The 3,565-nt window shown below is 63.1% G+C and carries 3 protein-coding genes, 1 pseudogene and 1 CRISPR repeat array; of the genes and pseudogenes, 3 read left to right on the top strand and 1 reads right to left on the bottom strand.

Annotated features, from left to right (window positions below; translation table 11 throughout):
• A partial coding sequence (locus QT17_RS13510; RefSeq protein WP_235283938.1) for an alcohol dehydrogenase catalytic domain-containing protein occupies positions 1-216 on the bottom strand: 216 nt, incomplete at its 3' end.
• A gap of 114 nt (positions 217-330) precedes the next feature.
• Here QT17_RS13510 and QT17_RS12980 point away from each other — a divergent pair.
• From QT17_RS12980 to QT17_RS12965, 3 genes and pseudogenes are all read left to right on the top strand, one after another.
• The gene (locus tag QT17_RS12980) at positions 331-1,269 is read left to right on the top strand and encodes an AraC family transcriptional regulator (protein ID WP_052155229.1); all 939 of its coding nucleotides are present in this window, start codon (positions 331-333) and stop codon (positions 1,267-1,269) included.
• A gap of 701 nt (positions 1,270-1,970) precedes the next feature.
• Positions 1,971-2,593: pseudogene (locus tag QT17_RS13920) on the top strand (transposase); the annotation flags it as partial.
• Between the two features lie 13 nt (positions 2,594-2,606).
• A complete protein-coding gene (locus tag QT17_RS12965; protein ID WP_039460640.1) occupies positions 2,607-2,918 on the top strand; it encodes a hypothetical protein in 312 nt (103 codons plus the stop codon).
• A gap of 410 nt (positions 2,919-3,328) precedes the next feature.
• Positions 3,329-3,515: a CRISPR direct-repeat array (repeat unit 37 nt; unit sequence GTTGCACGAGATGCTTCCCCGTAAGGGGATTGCGACT).
• Positions 3,516-3,565: the final 50 nt, after the last annotated feature.

Raw genomic sequence — 3,565 nt, 5'->3', positions numbered from 1 at the left:
GAGGGTATTAACCTCCGGGCCAACCTCCTCCACCACCCCCACGGCCTCGTGTCCCATGGGTCGTCCACCCTCGGGGATAGGGTCAAACCCTCGGTAGGGCCAAAGGTCTGAGCCGCAGATGCACGAAACCAAGACCCGGATGATGGCGTCCGTAGGCTCCCTGATCACGGGATCGGGTACTTGCTCCAGACGCACATTTTTGGAACCGTACAACATTGTGGCACGCATGCCTAAACCTCCTGTTTCAGGTTGGCGCTTCTCCGCCCAGGAGTGTTGCCTAATCCTCCAGGGTTTTTGCCTGATCCTCCGGGTCTAAGTGAGGGGTTTAAGATGGAGCTACCTATGTTGCCCAGCCACAGCGCTGAGTTGGAGGGCCTATTGGATGGCTTAGCGGAAGGGCTTCTGCGCTACGCTCCGGAGGACGGCAGTTTCCCCCTGCCTGCTTCCGGGGCCCACGTGTACCGGAACTCCAGGAGCGAAACCGAGGTCCGGCCCACCCTGTACGAGCCTGTAGTCTGTTTGGTGGCTCAGGGAGCCAAGGCGGTCTTTTACGGCCAGGAGGTGGTACGCTACGACCCTACCCACGTCCTTGTCAGCGCATTGGACCTGCCTCTCAAAGCCCAGGTCCTCGAGGCTTCCCCCAAGCGCCCCTTCCTTTGCCTGAAGCTCGTGTTGGACCCCGTGGAGCTGGCAGACCTTGCGGCGAAAGTCTACCCCGAGGGGCTCTTCCCCGCTGCAGCACGTCCGGTTTTCGCAGGGGCGGCCACCCCTGCCTTGATTGAGGCAGCTCTGCGCTTCTTAAAAGCGCTGGGGGACCCTAAAGACCAAAAGCTCCTCGCCCCCCTCTACCGACAGGAGATGCTAATTCGCCTCCTCCAGGCAAACCCTGTCCTGGCTCAGCTCAGCCTTTTGGACCCCTACCTGCACCGCATTGCCCGGGCTATAGACCACATCCGAGCCCACTTCCGCGAGCCCTTGGATGTGGAGACTCTGGCCCGGCTCACCCATTTGGGTAAGAGCGCTTTTTATCATCACTTCAAACGCCTAACCTCCCTAACCCCGTTGCAGTACCAGAAAGCCCTGCGCCTCCAGGAGGCGAGAAGACTTCTCCTGAAGGGGTTCTCCGTGACCCAGGTGGCGCGGGAAGTGGGCTACACCAGCCCTTCCCAGTTTGTCCGGGATTACCACCACTTCTTCGGTGCAGCGCCTTCGAGGGACATTGCCCGATTGCGGACCCAGGGCGGGTTGGTTCTCTCAGAGGCGGGGTGACGACTCCTCGGACTTCAGTCCATACGGGCATACGCCCGTGACTCGGGCCCTGGCCAGGATGTTCAGCACGGCGGCTACATCGCGGCGCAGAAAAGTCCCGCAACTCGGGCACACGAAGCCCGCCCTATCCTTGGACGGCCCTCCTCCGCCCTTCTAACCCCTGTGGTTTTCCAGGAAGGGGTGGACCGTCCCCGAGGACGGGGGCACCGCAGTAGGGCACCGCTATCCGACCGAGGCGTAATGGGCCGTGCCTTCTCGGGGGTTGGGAGCGGGACTGGGAACCGGGGGTGCGCTGTTGCCCTGGTCTCGGAGCCTGGGGCCCTCGGCCACAAGGCTCCAAATCCCGGGAAGGGGGCCTCGATGCGACGAAGAGGAAAGGGTTGTTCGCGAAAGCTCTCTTTCGCGCACAACGTCCTCGGATTCCCCGCCTCGAGGCCCCCTCCCCAGGCTTTCAGGGCCTTGCAGGCGGGATAAGGGTCCTGGAAGCGGCACCAAGCCCGGGCACCGGGGTGGCCGCCCGGTCCTGTGGCCGGTGCACGAGGAAGGGGGCATGGCGGAGCTCCCGCTCCCGCACCTCCGCCTCGGGTGGCGGTTCCCCACCGGGGTGCCGCCCCCGAGGATGGGTAGTCCTTTCCTGGAAAACCACAAGGGTTAGAAGGGCGAATAAGGGCCGTGGGGGATGGGGGTGGAATCAACCTCTTCTGGGCTATGTCCCCCTCTTGCTCCTGGACCGGGGCTTTGACCGGCTCTCCCTCACGCGGCGGCTCCAGGAATGGGGCATGGGTTTCCTCATCCGGTTGCGGCGCAAACGGGAGGTGGAGACGGAAACGGGGGAGCGCTTCCTCCTGGGGGAGCGCTACCCGGAGGTGCCCAGGCCCGAGCGCCAGCGGGTCCGTCTCTTTGGGCGGGGCGGGGGGGAGGTGGAGGTGGGGCTCTTCCTGGCCCAGGGGAAGCGGGAGCCCTGGTATCTGGCCTTTTGGGCGCCTGGGGATGGGGAGAGTGGGTACCGCCTGCGGGTGTGGATAGAGGAAGCCTTCCGGGACCTGAAGGGGCGGGGGTTTGGGCTGGACCGGCGCGGGCTCAGGAGGGAAGCCTTAGGGGATGGCTTTGGCTTTTGTTCCTAGGGGTGATGCTCTTGGTTCTGTTGGGGGCCGCCTTGCGGGGCAGGGAGTGGTGGCCGAAGGTGGTGGCGCATCCGGAGCGGCAGAGCCTTTTCCGACTAGCCCGCCTCCTTCTGGCCCAGGGGCCCCCCTCCCTGCGGAGTGTGGCGGCACGGACGCTCACAGGTCTTCTTCAGCAACTGGTACAGGGGTGGGAAAAGTGACGAGAGGTCAGACGTGCCCGTGGTGGTGGACACCCTTCACCACGCCCTAAACCCGGGCCGGCTTTCCCTGGAAGAGGCCCTCCGGCTCGCCTTCGCCACCTGGCGCACCCGCCCCAAGGTGCACCTGGCGAGCCAGGACCCCAGCCGCCGCCCTGGGGCCCACGCCTTCCGGGTTTCCCTGGAAGACTGGGAGCGCCTCCTCGCCGCTCTCCCCGGGCCCGCCGACATCATGGTGGAGGCCAAGGGCAAGGAAAGGGGCCTACCCCACCACCTTCGCGCTCACCCAGTAGAAGCGAGCGCTTCAGGGCCCAAGCCCACCGCCTGAAGCGGCGAACCCGGGGCGATGGCTTACACACCCTTTTACTTACGGGCACGGTAGTTGCTTCCACTATTAGCCTTTTTGCGATGCAACTGGCCCGTTTATCACTTTTTTATAGTGAAGCGATGTCTGCAAGGGCACTGTTGCGCTAAACCTGTACTCAGATTATGCTTGCTGTCGTCTGCTATAATGGCCTTGTCCGAGGGTCGGACGGGGGATCTTGAAAGCCAGTTTTGCCCTTGAGGAAGGTGAATATGCGCTTTCACCTTCTCATCGCCCCTTCCGCAAGTAAGTTTTCATCGGGCTAAACCCCCAAAAACGGCCTTTATACGGCTTGTGCATATTCCAAACTTCATCTTTCTCACAAACCCCCCCTCTAAGAGCGATGTCCAGGACGGGATTATGAGAGGGGTACAGTTGCACGAGATGCTTCCCCGTAAGGGGATTGCGACTAGACGGTACGCCCGCCCACCTCTGGTGTGATGTCGGGTTGCACGAGATGCTTCCCCGTAAGGGGATTGCGACTGGCGATTACGCCACCAACGTCCCGGGGTACGGGACTTTGTTGCACGAGATGCTTCCCCGTAAGGGGATTGCGACTAGCTATATCCTCGGCCTTAGGGGTAGCCTCGGCCTCGGGTTGCACGAGATGC

The organism is Thermus sp. 2.9 (genome assembly GCF_000794385.1).
Lineage (GTDB): Bacteria > Deinococcota > Deinococci > Deinococcales > Thermaceae > Thermus > Thermus thalpophilus.
This window is presented reverse-complemented; position numbering and strand designations above follow the sequence as displayed.

Excerpts from the sequence above, each read along its gene's own strand:
- QT17_RS12980 (WP_052155229.1), top strand. The coding sequence starts at position 331 with ATGGAGCTACCTATGTTGCCCAGCCACAGCGCTGAGTTGGAGGGCCTA.